Raw genomic sequence first — 15,628 nt, 5'->3', positions numbered from 1 at the left:
GTCAAACCCGCCAAGCGGCCAAACGTGCCCCGCCCGCGTTATCCGGCGTAATATCCCACGCCGACAATGTGGTCGCCCACCCGCTGCACCAGCGAGCGCTTGTGTTCCACGCGGTTGTCCGCGCGGTTGAGCCACACGTAATCGACGCGGCCGCCACCCTTGGCCTTGGCGAGCGCGATCATGTCCCGCACCAGCGGCTTGCCTTCGGCATCGGTCATGTCGGTGGCATCGCTGCCCACCAGCTTGGGATCGGCGCCCGACGCTTCATAGCGGCCGGTCATGCTGAACACGAAGACGTAGAGTTCGCGGGTGTGGAACGCGCCGGCCGGATCGTTGAATTCGGCAAAGGCCTTTTGCGGGCCCACGCCTTTCAGTTCGGCCACGGCGCGGGTGAGCAGGGCCTGGGCGTCGGCCGATCCGGCATGCGTCGCGGCCTGCGCCGGTGCCGGCACGAAAGCCAGGGGCACCAGGGCCGCGCATGCGAAGGCGGGCGCCAGAATCAGGCGGAGAAACTTGGGCAACATCGATCGAACCTCCTTGGACGCGTGGGTCAACGCCCCGGAAGAAACGCCGCGCGGCGGACTATCGCGCGATCCCTCGTGGGTGAGCATGCTCTACCCCCGCGCCGCGCACGCGTCGGTGCGCTAGATCAAATGCGGCAAATTTCGGGAACCATCCCCCGGCCCTGCCCCTTGGACGCAGCAAGAGCCTCACGTTCCAGGAGACATGCCATGCCCCAAGGCAGCAAGGACGCCTATACCGACAAGCAGAAGCGCAAGGCCGAACATATCGAGGAAAGCTATGAGGATCGTGGGCTGAGCAAGGACGAAGCGGAAAAGCGCGCCTGGGCCACGGTCAACAAGCAGGACGGTGGCGGCAAGAAATCCGGCTCGGGCCGCAAGGGCTGATTGCCCGATAGCAGCGAACCCTGGATTTGATCCGGGGTTCGCTTCTTGCCTGCTCAGCCCAGCCAGTCCACCACCTGGCGCGCCACGTCGTTGGCGGCCTGGTTCAACGCTGGCCCGATCGCCTGGGCATCATCGTCGATATTGGGCACGCGTGCTTCAAAGCGGCGCGTTTCGATGCGGCCGCCGGGTGCTTCCTTGACCGCGTCAAAGCGCACCACGGCGCTGCGGCTGGGCAAGTCATAGCCCATCGCCAGCAAGCGGCCAGACAGCCGCTGTTCCCACTGGTTCACGTCGCTTTCCACCACCAGGTGGCCGCCCTTGGCCCGCAGCGTCTCGGCGATGAGGTGCTGGAACTGGCGGGCGGGGCGTTCCACCCACTGCGTCTTTTTGAGATAGGCCACGTTGCTGGCGTCGATCTGCACCGGCACGCGCAGCACGGATACGCGCGCATCGGCGGCCGGCTCCATTACCACCACCGATTTGGCCAGCGTGCCCGTGGCGCCCTGGCCGGCAGGCACGGTGGCCTCGGGGGTGAGCGCCAGCAGGCTGGCCGGCGCCTTGGCGCCAATGCTGACGCAGCCCGACAGGCCAACGCTGGCAGCCAGCAGCACGGCAAGGGCCGGACGCGGCGCGGGGAAGAGCAAACGCAGTGTCATGTCAAACTCCCCTGGCGGCGATCAATGCTTGTAATCGGGCAGCTTGGGACTGCCAAACACGCTGCTGACGCCGCGATCGTTGATGCGATCGGTCAATTCGCGCAAGGACCGGGTGGTGGCCTGGAGATCGCGCATCGCCGCTTCGGCCGCCGGCAGCGTCTTTTCATCGAACTGCTTGAGGCCGGGTTGCGCCGCATTGGCCGTGGCGTTGAGCGCATCGGCCGCCCCTTGCGCAGACTTGAGCGTGTCGCGCAGCTGCTTGGCCAGGCCATTGCCCTGGTCGTTGAGCAGGTTGTCGGCAGAGCCGGCCACCTTTTCAAAGGCGGAAAGCGTGTAGGTCGCCTGGCGCAGCGTCGCTTGCAGTTCAGACAAGGTACGCTGCACCTGGGGCGAGGCATCCGCCAGGTTAGCGGTCATCTTGTCGGTGTGCGCCAGGATGTTCTCGATCGACTTCTGGTTCTTGTCCGACAGCACCATGGTGAGCCGCTCGGTCAGCGTGGCCAGCCGTTCAAGCAGCAGCGGCGCGTTGGACAGGATTTCGCCCAGGCCCGAACGCTTGGTCGGGATCACGGGCGCGCCTTCCGGCCCCGGCTGGTCGATCGGCGGGGCGCCTTTTACCGCGCCAGCCAGCTGGATCGTGGAAACGCCGGTAAAGCTGCCCTGGATGCTGGCGGTGGTGCCCATCAGGATCGGCACGCGCTTGTCGATGGCAATGCGCACGCGCACGAACTCGGGGTCTTTCTCCCACAGTTCGATGTCCTTCACCTGGCCCGAAGGCACACCCGAAAACGACACTTCCGATCCCTTGGCCAGGCCATCGACCGATTGCTTGAAGAAGATGTCGTATTCGTTCTGCGCATGCTGGTTGAGCCGCGCGATCCAGATCGTGAGGACCGCCGCGCCGATCAGCAGCAGCAGCGTGACCGCCCCGACCCAGATATGGTTTGCCCGCGTTTCCATCGCTTATTCCTGTTCCATCGCGCCAGTGTCCGCCAGGAGACTTGGTTGCACCACACTGGCCGATTCGCGGTCTTGCGCATCCTTGGCCGCCCGGCCGCGCGGACCATTGAAATATTCCTGGATCCAGGGATGATCCAGCGCCAGCAATTCCGGGATCGTGCCCACCGCAATCACTTTCTTGTCGGCCAGCACCGCCACCCGATCGCAGATCTCGTAAAGGGTATCGAGATCGTGGGTGATCAGGAACACGGTCAGCCCCAGGGTTTCCTGCAGGCTGCGGATGAGGTTGTCGAACGCGGCGGCGCCGATCGGATCGAGCCCGGCGGTCGGTTCATCCAGGAACAGCAATTCGGGATCGAGCGCCAGCGCGCGCGCCAGGCCGGCGCGCTTCTTCATGCCGCCCGAAAGCTCTGACGGATACTTGCTGGTGGCGTTCGCCGGCAGGCCCGAAAGCAAGACCTTGTAGCGCGCGATCTCGTGGCGCAGCTCGTCGGTAATCTCGGGATAGAATTCGCGCAGCGGCACTTCCACGTTTTCCGCCACGGTCAGCGTGGAAAACAGGGCGCCGCCCTGGAACAGCACGCCCCACTGGCTGCGGATGTCGATATCCTCGTCGTCGCGCGCATCGGTGATCGACCGGCCGAGCACTTCGATCGAGCCTTCGGCCGGGATCTGCAACCCGATGATCGAGCGCATCAGCACCGATTTGCCGGTGCCCGATCCGCCCACCACGCCGATGATCTCGCCGCGTTTCACGTCAAGATCGAGCCCATCGTGGATCACATGGTCGCCAAAGCGATTGACCAGCCCGCGCACGCGGATCGGGAAATCGCCTTCGAATTCGTCGGGAATTTCGGCCAGATGGGCTGATGAGTCGTTCATGGCTCAGCCCCAGCCGATCTTGGTGAAGAACACCGCAAAGAAGGCGTCGAGCACGATGACGGTGAAGATCGCCAGCACCACGGCCGAGGTGGTGCGCGTGCCCACTTCCTCGGCATTGGTCTTGACCTGCATGCCCTGGTAGCAGCCAGCCACCGCCACGATCAGGCCGAACACCGGCCCCTTGACCAGGCCCACCCACACGTCGTGGATCGGCACCACTTCCTGGATGCGCGCCAGGAATGTGAGGAACGGAATGCCAAGGCTCACCGAGCCGAGGAAGGCGCCGCCGATGATGCCCAGCACCGAAGAATAGATGCCGAGCAGCGGCAGCATGATCATCGTGGCGATGATGCGCGGCAGGACCAGAGCCTCGGTCGGCGAAACGCCGATCGTGCGCATGGCGTCCACTTCCTCGGTCAGCTTCATCGTGCCCAGCTGCGCGGCAAAGGCCGAGCCGGAACGCCCCGCGACCATGATCGCGGTCATCAGGATGCCCAGTTCGCGCAAGGTAAGCCGGCCGACCAGGTTGATCGTATAGATTTCAGCGCCGAATTGCTGGAGCTGCACCGCGCCTTGCTGCGCGATCACCACGCCGACCAGAAAGCTCATCAGCCCGACGATGCCCAGGGCGTTGACGCCGACGAGTTCCATCTGGTGGATCAGCGCCAGGGCGCGAAAGCGGCGCGGATGGCGCAGGATCGTGCCACCGGCCGAAACCGCCTGGCCCAGGAACCCCACCACTTGCAGGAACCCGACACCCAGCGCGATGACCACTTTGCCCACTTCGTCGGGCACCCGCTGCAGCAGCGGCAAGCGCGGGGCACGAATGCTCTCGCGGTTTTCGTCGGTGTCGCTGATCGCTTTGATCAGGCGCTCGGCCTCGTCCCGACAATTGACGATGCGCGCGCCAAGCTGTTGCGACAGGCGCCACACCGTCCACGCGCCCACCGTATCCATGCGCTCCACGTCGCGCACGTCGATTTCGTCAACGGACTCGGAAATGTGGCGCAGGCGCCGGTCCACCAGCCCCAGCGAGGATACCACCATGGGGCCGCTGAAACGCAGCACCCCACCGTGCTCCGCCTGGCCCGGCTCTATCGTGAAATCGGCTAAGGCTCTCATCCTGCCCACTTCATGGGGGAAAACAGAAGGGGCGACAAGTGCATCACGTGCGGCGGAACGCATGAATGGGCGTTTCCGTTCCTTCCTGCGCTTGCGATGCCCGGCGGCAACTGGCAAGGCGCCGGCCATGAGCGAGACGAATACGCAGCAGGAATCGGGCCAGGAGCAGCTGAACGAAGCGCAGCTGGCCAAGACGTTCGAACCGGGCGCTATCGAAGCGCGCTGGTATGGCCATTGGGAAAGCCAGGGGCTGTTCCGGCCCGAGCGCGCCGATGCCACGCCGTTCACCATCGTGAACCCGCCGCCCAACGTAACCGGCTCGCTCCACATCGGCCACGCGCTGGACAACACGCTGCAGGACATCGTGATCCGTCACGAACGACTGAAAGGCAAGGATGCGCTGTGGGTGGTGGGCACCGACCACGCCGGCATCGCCACGCAGATGGTGGTGGAACGCCAGCTCGAAGCCGCCCAAGACAAGCGCACCAACTACACCCGCGAGCAGTTCGTGGAGAAAGTGTGGGAATGGAAGGCGGAAAGCGGCGGCACGATAACGCGCCAGCTGCGCCGCCTGGGCTGTTCGATGGACTGGAGCCGCGAGCAGTTCACCATGGACCCGCACTTCACCCGCGCCGTGGTCAAGGTCTTCGTCGATCTGCACAAGCAAGGCCTGATCTACCGCGACAAGCGGCTGGTGAACTGGGACCCCAAGCTCAAGACCGCGATTTCCGACCTGGAAGTGGAAACGCGCGAAGTCCAGGGCCACTTCTGGCGCTTCCGCTACCCGCTCGCCGATGGCGTGACGCTGGATAGCGGCGCCGATCACATCGTGGTGGCCACCACGCGCCCGGAAACCATGCTGGCCGACATGGCCGTGGCCGTGCACCCGGACGACGAACGCTATAAAAGCGTGATCGGCAAGCACGTGGTGCTGCCGCTGACCGGTCGCCGCATTCCCATCGTGGCCGACGAGCACGCCGATCCGGCGCTGGGCACCGGCGCGGTCAAGATCACGCCGGGCCACGACTTCAACGACTTCGAAGTGGGCCGCCGCGCGGGCATCGAAGCGCGCGACATGCTCAACATGCTCGATGCCGAAGCGCAGGTGGTGCAGACCGCCGATGGCCTGATCCCGCAAGAGTTCCTGGGCCAGGATCGCTTCTTCGCGCGCAAGGCCGTGGTCGAGGCGCTCAAGGCGCAAGGCCTGCTGGTGCCCCATGTCACCAAGGACAAGGAAGGCAACGAGACCGAGCACGACGCCGAGCCGCGCACGATCCAGACGCCGTTCGGCGATCGCGGCGGTGTGGTGATCGAACCCTGGCTGACCGACCAGTGGTATGTGAACGCGGAATTCCTGGCACGCCGCCCGATCGAGGCGGTGCGTTCGGGCGCGATCGAGATCGTGCCCAAGTCGTGGGAAAAGACCTTCTTCAACTGGATGGAAAACATCCAGCCCTGGTGCGTCAGCCGCCAGCTGTGGTGGGGCCACCGCATTCCGGCGTGGTACGATGCGGAAGGCACGCCCTATGTGGCCGAGACCGAGGAAGAGGCGCAGGCGCTCGCCGGCAACAAGCCGCTGACCCGCGACGAAGACGTGCTCGACACCTGGTTCTCCTCCGCCCTTTGGCCCTTCGCCACGCTGGGTTGGCCGGACGAGACCGAACTGGTCAAGCGCCACTATCCCAACGACCTGCTGGTTTCGGGCTTCGACATCCTGTTCTTCTGGGATGCGCGCATGGCCATGCAGGGCCTGCACTTCATGGACGAAGTGCCGTGGAAGCGGCTCTATCTCCACGGGCTGGTGCGCGCGGCCGATGGCCAGAAGATGTCCAAGTCCAAGGGCAACGTGGTCGATCCGCTGGGCCTGATCGACAAGTACGGCGCCGACGCGCTGCGCTTCTTCATGGCGGCGATGGAAAGCCAGGGCCGCGACGTGAAGATGGATGAGAAGCGGGTGGAGGGCTATCGCAACTTCGCCACCAAGCTGTGGAACGCGGCGCGCTTCTGCCAGGCCAACGGCATCACCGCGTCCACCACGCTCGAAGCGCCGGCCGCGACGAGCGCGGTCAACCGCTGGATCGTGGGCGAAGTGGTGGAAACCGTCGCCGCGCTCGATCAGGCCATGGCCGATCTGCGTTTCGATGCCGCCGCCAACACGATCTATCACTTCGTGTGGGACACGTTCTGCGACTGGTACATCGAACTCATCAAGGGGTCGTTCGACGATGAAACCCGTGCCGTGGCCGGCTGGGTGCTCGATCAGATCCTGGTCATGCTCCACCCGTTCATGCCCTTCGTCACCGAAGAACTTTGGCATGCGCTTGGCGCCCGCGACAACGAACTGATCGTCGCCCGCTGGCCCGCCCCGCAGGCGAGCGTCGACGCAGCGGCCAAAGGCGAAGTGGAGTGGCTGATCGCGCTGGTTTCGGCGCTGCGCACCGCCAAGAACGAACTGGGCATCGCGCCCGGCGCGCGTCTTGAGGCCTATCTGGCCGAGCCGAGCGCTCAGACCGCCGCGACCATCGCCGCCAACCCCGCCGCGATCGAGCGCCTCGCCCGCCTTTCGGCCATCCATTTCGCTCCCGCGCCTGCCGGCGCGGCGATGCAGATCGTGGCCGGTGACGCGACGCTGGTGGTGCCGCTCGACGGCGTGATCGACATCGCCGCCGAAAAGGCCCGCCTGGAAAAGGCCCTGGCCGCCGCGCAAAAGGAAGCCAAGGCGCTGGAAGGCCGCCTGGGCAATCCCTCGTTCGTCGAACGCGCCAAGCCCGAAGCGGTGGAAAAGGCCCGCGCCGACCACGCCCACCACAGCGCCGAAGCCGAGCGATTGAGCGCGGCCCTGGCGCGGCTGGGGTAACGGTGGCGCAAGGCCTTCTTCCTCCCCTCCTCTTCAGAGGAGGGGATCGAGGGGTGGTGGCGCCCGGCACGGGCGCAGCGTTGTGCCTCGCACCACCCGCTGCGGTGGCGCTCCCCCCCCTCGTGCCGGGGAGGATGGCGTGACCATTGCACTGGCGACCACCACGCCGGGCGAGCCGGAAATCTTCGCCTCGCTCCAGGGCGAAGGCCCATCGGCCGGGCGGCCTTCGCTGTTCATCCGCCTGTCGCGTTGCAACCTGGCCTGCCAGTGGTGCGACACGGCCTATACCTGGCGCTTTACCGGCGACAATCGCCCGCACCGCGATGGCCTGGCGTTCGAGCGCCAGGCCAACCAGTTGGTCCTGCAAGAAGACGACATCGTTGCCCGCCTGCTGGCTTTTCCGCAGGACCGGCTGGTGGTGACCGGTGGGGAGCCGCTGTTGCAGGCCCCGGCCCTGGCCCGCGTGCTGGCCACGCTCAAAGCCGCGCGGCCGGGCCTGCATGTGGAGATCGAAACCAACGGCACCGTGGCGCCCGCGCCCGCCATCGATCCGCTGATCGACCAGTTCAACGTTTCGCCCAAGCTCGCCCATTCGGGCAATCCGGCCGACCTGGCGCTCATCCCGGCCCGGCTCGCCGCCTGGGCGGCCGAGCCCCGCGCCTTCTTCAAGTTCGTGGTGGCAAGCCCCGAGGACTGCGATGAAGTGGCCGCGCTCCAGGCCACTTACGGCATCCCCGGCGGACGCCTGTTCGTGATGCCCGAGGGGACCGACAGTGACACCGTAAGATCGCGCGAAAAATGGCTTTCCGCCCTGGCGCTGCAACATGGCTGGCGCATGAGTGACCGGCTGCACATCCATCTCTACGGCGACACGCGCGGAACCTGAGGCAAGCTGCGGAACCATTCGTCGCAAGGCCTCTGCCCGCTGCCCCGCGCGGTTGCTATGCCATTGCCGGGAACCGCAAAGGGACGCACGCCATGAGGGTCAATCCACTGTTTGCCGCCGCGCTGATCGCGGTGGCCTTGCCGGTTGCGGCGCATGCCGATGACCCTGCCGATCCGTCGATGCGCAGCAGCACCGCCCGGGCCCGCGATCACGAGGCGATCCGCCGCATGAACCAGGCCCAGCTCGATTACGTGCGGGCACGGGACGCCCGCTATGCCCGGCAATACCGGGAATCGACGGCCGCGCCCGATGCCTATGGCTATGGTGCGGGCTATGCGCGGGGCGACGATGGCTATGCCCAGGCCCAGGCGCAATACCAGCGTGACCTGGCCGCCTGGCGCCAGGCCGTGGCCGATTGCCGCGCCGGATATTACGAGGCCTGCGGGCGGTAGGCGGGCGGCTGGCCAGGCTCTGCTTGCGCAAAAGAGACCTGTTCTTGATTGTTGCTGTCCTGCAATTGTTCATCCTGCGTTTAGCGCTGGCGCAAAGCCCTTTTGCCGACTAACGGATGCGCGCATGAGCACGAGACAGGTTTCAGATAGCAACGATCCCCTCATCGAGAGCCGGGACCAGCTGGTGATACCCATGCAGCGCGGGGAAAAACCGCGCGAGGCTTGGCGAATCGGCACCGAGCACGAGAAGTTCGTCTATCGCACGGCCGATTACGCCGCCCCTTCGTATGACGAGCCCGGCGGCATCCGCGACCTGCTCATGGCGCTGACCGAATTCGGTTGGGAGCCGGTGATGGAAGGCGGCAAGGTCATCGCCATGGCCGGCCCCGATGGCACGGTCAGCCTGGAACCGGCGGGCCAGCTGGAACTGTCGGGCGCGCCGCTGGAAAGCCTGCACGATACCTGCGCCGAAACCGGGCGCCACCTTGCCCAGGTAAAGACCATCGGCGATCGCTTTGGCCTGGCCTATCTTGGCCTGGGCCTGTGGCCCGACAAGGCGCGCGCCGATCTGCCGATCATGCCCAAGGGCCGCTACGAGATCATGCTGCGCCACATGCCCCGCGTGGGCACGATGGGCCTCGACATGATGCTGCGCACCTGCACCATCCAGACCAACCTGGACTATGCCAGCGAAGCAGACATGGTGCAGAAGTTCCGCGTCAGCCTGGCGTTGCAGCCCCTGGCCACCGCGCTGTTCGCCAATTCGCCGTTCCTGGAAGGCAAGCCGAACGGCTTCCTTTCCTATCGCAGCCACATCTGGTCCGACACCGATCCCGCGCGCACCGGCATGCTGCCGTTCGTGTTCGAAGACGGCTTCGGCTATGAACGCTATGTCGACTACATGCTCGACGTGCCGATGTATTTCGTGTTCCGCGATGGCAAGTATATCGACGCGGCCGGCCAGTCTTTCCGCGATTTCCTGGATGGCAAGCTGCCTGCCCTGCCCGGCGAAAAGCCGCGGCGGAGCGACTGGGTCGATCACCTCTCCACCGCTTTCCCCGAAGTGCGGCTGAAGTCGTTCCTCGAAATGCGTGGCGCCGATGGCGGCCCGTGGAGCCGCATCTGCGCGCTTCCTGCGCTGTGGGTGGGCCTGCTCTATGACCAGGGCGCGCTCGACGCGGCGTGGGACCTGGTCAAGGACTGGGACATGGCGGGCCGCGAAACCTTGCGCGCCAGCGTGCCCAAGCTGGGCCTCGATGCGCCGCTGCCGGGCGGCGGCAGCTTGCGCGACATCGCGCCCCGCGTGCTCGAAATCGCCCGTTCCGGCCTTGCCGCGCGTGGGCGTCTCAACGACGCGGGTGACAACGAGACCGGCTATCTCCTGCCGCTCGACGAGATCGTCGCATCGGGCAAGAGCCCGGCCGAGCGCCTGCTCGACCTTTATCACGGTGCCTGGGCCGGGGATCTGTCCCAGGTCTATGCCGCCAAGAGCTTTTGAGAGGATTGCACGCCATGATCCTGGTGATGGGTACGTTCCGCCTGCCGACCGCTTCGTTCGAGGCCGCGGCACCGCTGATGCGCAAGGTGATCGAGGCCACTCGCGCCGAAGACGGCTGCCTTGCCTATGCCTATTCGCACGATGCGCTTGATCCCGAACTGATCCACGTAAGCGAAAAGTGGCGCGACCGCGCCGCGATCGACGCCCATTTCAAGACCGCGCACATGGCCACCTGGGCCGAAGAGCGCAAAGCCCTGGGCCTGAGCGAGCGCAACATCCGCGTTTACGAAAGCGACGAGGGCGTGGCGGTCTGACGCCTTTGCGTCAGGCTTCGCACCACCCCCAACCCCCTCCTCTCAAGCGGAGGGGGTTTTTTATGCCTGCAGCTTCTCCCCCTCCGCTTCAGGGGAGGGGGACGGGGTTTGGTGGATACCAAGCGCCGACCGCCCGAACACCAGACGCCCCAGCCGCACCAGCCGCCGCGTGATCAGCCCGTGCTGCGCCATCCAGGCGTGGTATTCGCGATACTTGGCATCTTCCGCCAGCAGGTGCTTTTCCTCGGTCTTGGCGCGCCAGAAATAGACCGCGCTGACCAGGGCCAGCGTCACCGTGTTGCGCACGGCATCCACCTTGGAATGGGTGGTGGCCAGGAACGGCATCGTCACCAGCCACCAGAACAGGTTCTTGGAAAGATAGGCCGGGTGGCGCGTGAAGGCATAAGGGCCGTTGGTCAGCACGCCGCGATAGGTGAGGTTGGAAAAGCGCAGGCCGAAGGCAATCGTGGCCCAGGCATAGATCGCGGTGAGCACGACTTGCGCGATGCCCCAGATCCACAGCAGCGCCGGGTGGCCGTCGAACCAGAACGCCCACTCGGCGGTGTTCTGGTGGTAATCGAGCACGCCGCCCCCGCCCATCAGCACGAACGGCGGATAGCACATCAGCGCCGCCACCCAACCCGCCAGGAACGGATTGGCGGTGCGGATATGCGCGTCGAGCGGCTTCATCGTCAGCAGATAGCCGACCATGGCGATCTGGACGTCGATCATGAACATCGCTTCGATCGCGGTATAGGACCAGCGCACCGGATCGTGGGCCAGCCCGGTCCAATCCGCTTCCACCACGGCGGCAAAGCCACCGGGCAGGATCGAGATCATGAACGCGCAGAAAAAGCCCTTCACCGCCCAGGCGCGGGCATGGTGCCACACTTGCGCGATGTCATAAGGCTCGCGCCCGATCAGCATGGCGCCGAAATGCCAGGCCCCGTCGCGCGGGTTTACCAGAACCCGATCGAGCCACAGGACATAGGGAATGGCCCCCAGGAACAGGAACGGCGCCGCCTGCTCGAGCAGGTCCATGGCAAAGAGATAAGGCCCGCGCCAATACCAGCGCCCGAGGCAATAGACGAAAGCGATGATCGCCCAGGTGGCCCACAGCCCCGCCAGCTTGGTGATCGAAACCTCGATGCCGCTGCGCCAGGGGCGCGGCGCCGACCAGTCGATCCCGGTGGAGGGACGGCGATGGACCTTGTCCACCAGCAGCGACCAGGCGACCATCGGCGTGCCGGAAAAAACCAGCGCCAGCACCGCCGCGCTCGATCCCGAAAGCCGCGCGCGCGGCCCGGGCAGGCCCAGCGCATCGACGATCTGCGGCCAGGACCGGCAAATGGCGATCCACAGCAGCAGACCGGCAAGGCCCGCGAGGCCGACCCAGGCGGAAACGTCGCTGGGCGGCCGGGATCGCGGCAGGTCTGGCGGAACGGCGCGGGTGGGCGTTTCTGTCATGCCCGCCCGCTTATACCGCCAGAAGTGGAAATTCGGTGAAGAAGGTTAACGCCCAGGTATCAACGCCACGCGGTGATCTGGCCGCTGTCGTCCAGCACGAACAGCGTCTTGTCGGCCACGATCGGCGCCAGGGTGACCGAAGCGGCCACCTTGGCCATGCGCGCCAGCGTGCCATCGCCCACCGTCACGGTGGAAACCTCGCCGCGCGAATTGGCCACCCACAGCTTGTTGCCGGCCAGCACCGGGCCGGTCCAGAAGATCGGGGCTTCCTTCTTCTTGGGCTTCATGTAGCGGGGCAACTGGCTCATCCAGCGCACCTTGCCGGTGGACTTGGCGATGCACAGCAGTTTGGCTTCGTCGGTGAGGGTAAAGATCCACTCACCGGCCACAGCCGGGGTGGAAATGCCCGCCAGGTTCAGTTCCCAGATGCGCTGGCCGCTGACCAGTTCATAGGCGGCCATGCGCCCGCCCTGCCCCAGGGCATAGACCCGGCCGCGTTCCACGATGGGGTCGGCATCGATATCGGTCAGCGTGGAAACGCTGGTGGCGATCGACGTGCGCGCCAGCGCGTCGGACCACAGCTGCCGCCCGTTTTCATAGCGATAGGCCACCAGTTCGCCCGAGCTGTAACCGGCGATCACCGTGCCCTGGCCAGCGGCCGGGGCAGCCACGCCGAACACGCCGCTCTGCGTGACCGAGGCAGACTGGTTCCACAAGTTCGCGCCGTCGGCCACGTTGAGCGCAAAGATCTGGTTATCCTGCGTCATCACATAGACCGCGCCGAATGCCACGGTAGGCGCGCCGCGCAGCGGGCCGGCGGGCTTGACCCGCCACTTGATCTTGCCGGTGGTGGCATCGAGCGCGGCCACTTCGCCAAGGCCAGTGGTGACATAGACGCTGCCATCGTCATAGCTCGCGCCGCCGCCAAAGATCGAATCGTTCTTGTCCGGCACGCGGAAGCCCTGCTTCCACTTTTCGTGGCCGGTGTTCTCGTCCAGCGCATGGACGATGCCGTCGGTGTCCATCACGAACAGCGTGCCGCCGCCCACCACTGGCGAGGCTGCCAGGCGCTGCTTGGGCGAGGAGCCGGGGATGCGGACCGTCCACAGCTTGCGCGGGGCATCGGCCAGGGCCAGGTGGCCCGATGCCTTGCTAGCCGTGCCGCCGCCCTGGGCCCATTCGGTGTTGACCACCGGTGCCGGCACGACCACGTCCATGCTCGCCAGCGTGGCATCTACCTTGGTGCCCGCTTCGATCCGCGAAAGCACCGGAACGCGCTCACCCACCGTGGGCGTGGCCTTGACCTTGGACTTGTGCCCGGCGCAACCGCCCAGAACCAGAGCCAGGCCCAATACCGCTGCAGGGAGCATGGCCGCCGGGGCCAGCATCGCCGGACGGCGGCGCCCGGTGCCCTCGCTCGCTTGGCCCTGGCTGGAAATGCGGATCATGCCTGTCTTCCTTGTCCTGTCATGCCACGGCCGACCATGGGGCAGCGGTGGGCAATTCCTGTGCGCCCGATCGCGCGGGCAACGCTTGTGCGCTTTATTGGCTCTGCGCCTGGCTGACCACGGCAGAGACATCGTCCACCGCGTCAACGCCCAGGCTGCCGGCCACTTGCCGCGCACGGCGCTTGATCGAATCGGGCACGTCCTTGTCCTTGGCGATGGACGCGAACAGGCGCCCGGCCTGGTCGTTGCGCCCCTGCTTGAGATAGGCCAGGCCCACCAGTTCACCCGCGCTGCCGAACCACGGGCTGCCCGGCACGGCCAGGGGCATCAGGCGGTCGATCACCTGCTGGGGTGAGAGCTTGTCGAACGTCAGCGCCACTTCGCGCACGGTGGCCGCATCGCGATAGGCTTGCGGGGCGTCGCCATCGGCGGCAACGGCGGCAAAACTCTTGGCGGCCTGGTCTGCCTTGCCATCGTCCTGCGCCTTGCCGGCAAGCAGAAGCTGCGCGGCCGCGCGGTTGCCCGGCGTGCCGTCCTTGGCAAGCGTATCGAGCAGGCCCTGCGCGCCCTTGGCGTTGTTCGCCTCGGTATCGTCAAGCGCCAGGGTCAGTTGTTCGCCCTGCTGCCCACGCAGGCTTTCCTGGTGGTTGCTGTACCACAGCCAGCCGCCCAGGCCGGCCAGGCCGAGCAGCACGGCCGCACCAATCGGCAAGCCCCAGCGGCGGATCGCGTCCATCGCTTCTTCCTGGCGCAGGGCATCGTCCACCTCGCGGGCAAACACGTCGCCCTGGGCGGCGCGTGCGGCGGCAAGCTGTTCGGATCGGTTTTGCGGGCGGTTCGGTCTCAGGGCCAAGGCTGCGCTTTCGGCGGTTAAGGGCAAGGGATGGGCAATAATTGCACGGCAATGGGCGCGGTGTTTAGCGGATGGAGCCACCTTTTCAACGCCTATGATGCTGCCTGTCCCCCGCTGAACCGCCGGTTAAGCGCAACATCGCGACACATGTCCCCTGCATCATGGAAATTGCCCGTGCCCCAGGGCGGCGGCATAGATGCGGGCATAGTGGGCCGCCATGACGCTTTCATCGTAATCGCGGGTCGCCAGCACGCGATTGGCCGCGCCCACACGGCGGCGGGCCAGTTCGTCCTGCGCCAGTTCCAGCATGGCCGCGGCCAGGGCCGCCTCGTCTCCCACCGGGGTGATGAACCGCGCGTTTTCGGCCGAAACGATCTCTGCCACGTCGCCCACGGCGGGGCTGACCACGGCCAGGCCGGCGGCCATCGCTTCCACCACAGAAAGCGGGAACTGCTCGCTGTCGCTGGACAGGGCGAAGAAATCGAACAGGCCCACGGCCAGCGCCGGATCGGGCACATGGCCGGGCAAGTGCACGCGGTGGCCGATATCCAGGTCCATCGCCTGGGTCAGGATCGCCTCGCGCTCCGGCCCTTCGCCCAGGATCACCAGGTGCCAGTTTTCCGGCAGGGCGCGAAACGCGCGCACCAGGCGCGGCAGGTTCTTGACCGCGCGCAGGCCCGCCAGGGTGCCCACCCACTTTTCCCCCGGTCGCTTGATCACGCGCGGCAGGGCGTCGGCGCGAGCCTTGCGGGCATAGGCGGCCGTATCCACCCCGTTGGCAATGCGATGCACTTTGCCCGCCGGCTGGTGCCAGGCATCCTGTGCCACGGCCTCGAGCCGGCGCGAGGGCACCACCAGCGCGCTGGCACGGGCGAGCGCAATGCGGCGGAACCAGTTGCGGCGGGGGTTGAGCCGCTCTGCCTCGTCCTGGTTGAAGCCGTCTTCGTGATGCACCAGCGGCGCCAGGCCATAGAGCGGGGCGAACAGGGCATGGGCCATGACCGCATCCATCGCCCCCCAGTTGTAGGTGCAGATCAGGTCGAACCCCTGCATCCCGCGAGCGAGGGTCTGCAGCCGGCGCACCCCCAGCTTGCCCGCCAGAGGCGGAAAACCCAGCGGGAAATGCACCGAAAGCCCGCGCGCCAGCAAGCTGCGCGCGCCCAGTGCACCAGGCTGCGCCGAAACCACCGAATGATCGAGCGCATTGCCGAAGCGGTTCATCAGCGCGACGCTGCGCCGTTCCTTGCCCCCGGCATCGAACGTGGAATGCAGGTGCAGCACATGCAGGCGGCGAGCCGGGCTGGCAGGTTGGGTCATGGCGATTC

14 protein-coding genes and 1 pseudogene are annotated in these 15,628 nt (G+C 66.3%); 6 read left to right on the top strand and 9 right to left on the bottom strand.

All coding sequences use genetic code 11. The features are described 5' to 3' along the window. Nucleotides 1-38: 38 nt before the first annotated feature. Nucleotides 39-524, bottom strand: a complete 486-nt coding sequence (locus FHW94_RS02575) for a cache domain-containing protein (protein ID WP_168554209.1) — start codon at nucleotides 522-524, stop codon at nucleotides 39-41. A gap of 207 nt (nucleotides 525-731) precedes the next feature. On the opposite strand from FHW94_RS02575, the pseudogene FHW94_RS02570 reads away from it, so the two are divergent. Further along, nucleotides 732-899 (top strand): annotated as a pseudogene (locus tag FHW94_RS02570) (plasmid stabilization protein); the annotation flags it as partial. A gap of 62 nt (nucleotides 900-961) precedes the next feature. Here FHW94_RS02570 and FHW94_RS02565 read toward each other — a convergent pair. The 4 genes from FHW94_RS02565 to FHW94_RS02550 are packed head-to-tail and all read right to left on the bottom strand — an operon-like array spanning nucleotide 962 to nucleotide 4,528. Beyond that, the gene (locus tag FHW94_RS02565; protein ID WP_168554207.1) at nucleotides 962-1,564 is read right to left on the bottom strand and encodes an ABC-type transport auxiliary lipoprotein family protein; all 603 of its coding nucleotides are present in this window, start codon (nucleotides 1,562-1,564) and stop codon (nucleotides 962-964) included. A 21-nt stretch (nucleotides 1,565-1,585) separates the two neighbouring features. Further along, entirely contained in the window at nucleotides 1,586-2,524 is a 939-nt protein-coding gene (locus FHW94_RS02560; RefSeq protein ID WP_168554206.1) for an MlaD family protein, read from the bottom strand. Nucleotides 2,525-2,527: 3 nt separating this feature from the next. Further along, nucleotides 2,528-3,406 carry an ABC transporter ATP-binding protein gene (locus FHW94_RS02555; RefSeq protein ID WP_168554205.1) on the bottom strand — a complete coding sequence of 293 codons (879 nt, stop codon included), beginning with the start codon at nucleotides 3,404-3,406 and terminating at the stop codon, nucleotides 2,528-2,530. A 3-nt stretch (nucleotides 3,407-3,409) separates the two neighbouring features. Then, a complete protein-coding gene (locus tag FHW94_RS02550) occupies nucleotides 3,410-4,528 on the bottom strand; it encodes an ABC transporter permease (RefSeq protein WP_168554204.1) in 1,119 nt (372 codons plus the stop codon). A 127-nt stretch (nucleotides 4,529-4,655) separates the two neighbouring features. Between FHW94_RS02550 and FHW94_RS02545 the strand changes: the two genes are divergently transcribed. From FHW94_RS02545 to FHW94_RS02525, 5 genes are all read left to right on the top strand, one after another. Then, complete coding sequence (locus FHW94_RS02545; protein ID WP_168554203.1) at nucleotides 4,656-7,385, top strand: valine--tRNA ligase; 2,730 nt, start codon at nucleotides 4,656-4,658, stop codon at nucleotides 7,383-7,385. 139 nt (nucleotides 7,386-7,524) lie between these two features. Then, nucleotides 7,525-8,271, top strand: a complete 747-nt coding sequence (locus tag FHW94_RS02540) for a 7-carboxy-7-deazaguanine synthase QueE (protein WP_168554202.1) — start codon at nucleotides 7,525-7,527, stop codon at nucleotides 8,269-8,271. A gap of 92 nt (nucleotides 8,272-8,363) precedes the next feature. Further along, the gene (locus FHW94_RS02535; protein ID WP_168554201.1) at nucleotides 8,364-8,723 is read left to right on the top strand and encodes a hypothetical protein; all 360 of its coding nucleotides are present in this window, start codon (nucleotides 8,364-8,366) and stop codon (nucleotides 8,721-8,723) included. 124 nt (nucleotides 8,724-8,847) lie between these two features. After that, entirely contained in the window at nucleotides 8,848-10,221 is a 1,374-nt protein-coding gene (locus FHW94_RS02530) for a glutamate--cysteine ligase (RefSeq protein ID WP_168554200.1), read from the top strand. A 14-nt stretch (nucleotides 10,222-10,235) separates the two neighbouring features. Then, nucleotides 10,236-10,535 carry a putative quinol monooxygenase gene (locus FHW94_RS02525; RefSeq protein WP_168554199.1) on the top strand — a complete coding sequence of 100 codons (300 nt, stop codon included), beginning with the start codon at nucleotides 10,236-10,238 and terminating at the stop codon, nucleotides 10,533-10,535. Between the two features lie 60 nt (nucleotides 10,536-10,595). Here FHW94_RS02525 and FHW94_RS02520 read toward each other — a convergent pair whose 3' ends face one another. From FHW94_RS02520 to FHW94_RS02505, 4 genes are all read right to left on the bottom strand, one after another. Further along, on the bottom strand, nucleotides 10,596-12,002 hold the full coding sequence (locus FHW94_RS02520) for an isoprenylcysteine carboxylmethyltransferase family protein (RefSeq protein ID WP_168554198.1): 1,407 nt from the start codon (nucleotides 12,000-12,002) through the stop codon (nucleotides 10,596-10,598). 59 nt (nucleotides 12,003-12,061) lie between these two features. Continuing rightward, a complete protein-coding gene (locus FHW94_RS02515) occupies nucleotides 12,062-13,450 on the bottom strand; it encodes a PQQ-binding-like beta-propeller repeat protein (RefSeq protein ID WP_168554197.1) in 1,389 nt (462 codons plus the stop codon). 94 nt (nucleotides 13,451-13,544) lie between these two features. Beyond that, the gene (locus tag FHW94_RS02510; RefSeq protein WP_168554196.1) at nucleotides 13,545-14,303 is read right to left on the bottom strand and encodes a tetratricopeptide repeat protein; all 759 of its coding nucleotides are present in this window, start codon (nucleotides 14,301-14,303) and stop codon (nucleotides 13,545-13,547) included. A 159-nt stretch (nucleotides 14,304-14,462) separates the two neighbouring features. Next, the gene (locus FHW94_RS02505) at nucleotides 14,463-15,620 is read right to left on the bottom strand and encodes a glycosyltransferase family 4 protein (protein ID WP_246865857.1); all 1,158 of its coding nucleotides are present in this window, start codon (nucleotides 15,618-15,620) and stop codon (nucleotides 14,463-14,465) included. Nucleotides 15,621-15,628: the final 8 nt, after the last annotated feature.

This window comes from Novosphingobium sp. SG720 (assembly GCF_012275365.1).
Classification (GTDB): Bacteria; Pseudomonadota; Alphaproteobacteria; order Sphingomonadales; family Sphingomonadaceae; genus Novosphingobium; species Novosphingobium rhizosphaerae.
Note: the sequence above shows the minus strand (reverse complement) of the source record. Positions and strands in the feature narration are given on the sequence as shown.

Coding starts and splice junctions, on each gene's coding strand:
- FHW94_RS02515 (WP_168554197.1), bottom strand. CDS start 13,450: ATGATCCGCATTTCCAGCCAGGGCCAAGCGAGCGAGGGCACCGGGCGC.
- FHW94_RS02525 (WP_168554199.1), top strand. CDS start 10,236: ATGATCCTGGTGATGGGTACGTTCCGCCTGCCGACCGCTTCGTTCGAG.
- FHW94_RS02520 (WP_168554198.1), bottom strand. CDS start 12,002: ATGACAGAAACGCCCACCCGCGCCGTTCCGCCAGACCTGCCGCGATCC.
- FHW94_RS02530 (WP_168554200.1), top strand. CDS start 8,848: ATGAGCACGAGACAGGTTTCAGATAGCAACGATCCCCTCATCGAGAGC.
- FHW94_RS02575 (WP_168554209.1), bottom strand. CDS start 524: ATGTTGCCCAAGTTTCTCCGCCTGATTCTGGCGCCCGCCTTCGCATGC.
- FHW94_RS02560 (WP_168554206.1), bottom strand. CDS start 2,524: ATGGAAACGCGGGCAAACCATATCTGGGTCGGGGCGGTCACGCTGCTG.
- FHW94_RS02505 (WP_246865857.1), bottom strand. CDS start 15,620: ATGACCCAACCTGCCAGCCCGGCTCGCCGCCTGCATGTGCTGCACCTG.
- FHW94_RS02565 (WP_168554207.1), bottom strand. CDS start 1,564: ATGACACTGCGTTTGCTCTTCCCCGCGCCGCGTCCGGCCCTTGCCGTG.
- FHW94_RS02555 (WP_168554205.1), bottom strand. CDS start 3,406: ATGAACGACTCATCAGCCCATCTGGCCGAAATTCCCGACGAATTCGAA.
- FHW94_RS02550 (WP_168554204.1), bottom strand. CDS start 4,528: ATGAGAGCCTTAGCCGATTTCACGATAGAGCCGGGCCAGGCGGAGCAC.
- FHW94_RS02535 (WP_168554201.1), top strand. CDS start 8,364: ATGAGGGTCAATCCACTGTTTGCCGCCGCGCTGATCGCGGTGGCCTTG.
- FHW94_RS02545 (WP_168554203.1), top strand. CDS start 4,656: ATGAGCGAGACGAATACGCAGCAGGAATCGGGCCAGGAGCAGCTGAAC.